This is a genomic window from Streptomyces sp. NRRL WC-3549, from assembly GCF_000721935.1.
GTDB lineage: Bacteria > Actinomycetota > Actinomycetes > Streptomycetales > Streptomycetaceae > Streptomyces.
This window is the reverse complement of sequence record NZ_KL585399.1, coordinates 165,225-166,078: the sequence shown is the minus strand read 5'-3', so window position 1 is coordinate 166,078 and position 854 is coordinate 165,225. Positions and strand designations below refer to the sequence as shown.

The following is an 854-nucleotide window of genomic DNA, read 5'->3' as shown; positions in this document are numbered from 1 at the left end:
CCGCTTGTCATTCCCGGTCCGCTTGCGCGTCCCGGCGACGTGTTGAACTCTAGCGGATTCCCGGGCCAGCACAAAAACGCGTTCCTGCAGCGTGCTGCGGATCCGCGGCCCCGCCGCAGGTCACCGGCGGCCGTCCTACACTCGTCCGCGTGCACGACCACGCCCCCATGGCCCGCTTCGGCGGCCTCGTCGCCTCCGGCCTGCAGGACGTCACCAGCGATCCCGCGGCCCTCGAATCGTCCGGCTTCTGGGCCGTCTGCGCCGACTTCGAGGGGCGTCTGACCTGCGCCCGCTTCGCCACCGTACGGACCGAGCAGGTGCCACCGCCCGTCCCCGGGGCCTGGCGCGGACCGGCTCCCGGGGACTGGACCTCCTCACTCGACGAGGACGCCTACACGGCCGGCGTGCGGCGGATCCGTGAACACATCGCGGCCGGCGAGGTCTACCAGGCCAACCTCTGCCGCGTCCTGACCGCGCCCCTGCCCGGCCCCGACGCCGACGTGGACGCCCTCACCGCCCTGCTCGCCCGCGGCAACCCGGCCCCCTACGCCGGGACGATCCGGCTGCCCGCACACGGCGTGGAGATCGCCACCGCGTCCCCCGAACTCTTCCTGAGGCGCGACGGCCGCACCGTGGAGTCCGGACCGATCAAGGGGACCGGACGGACCGAGGGCGACCTGCTGGAGAAGGACCACGCCGAGAACGTGATGATCGTGGACCTCGTCCGCAACGACCTGGGCCAGGTCTGCGCCACCGGCAGCGTCACCGTGCCCGACCTGTGCGCGGTGGAGAAGCACCCCGGCCTCGTCCACCTCGTCTCCACCGTCCGGGGACGGCTCGCCGACGGCACCGGC

1 protein-coding gene is annotated in these 854 nt (G+C 73.2%); it reads left to right on the top strand.

What is annotated here, in order from left to right; all coding sequences use genetic code 11:
- Positions 1-167: 167 nt before the first annotated feature.
- A partial coding sequence (locus tag IH13_RS0115700) for a chorismate-binding protein (protein WP_031084863.1) occupies positions 168-854 on the top strand: 687 nt, incomplete at its 3' end.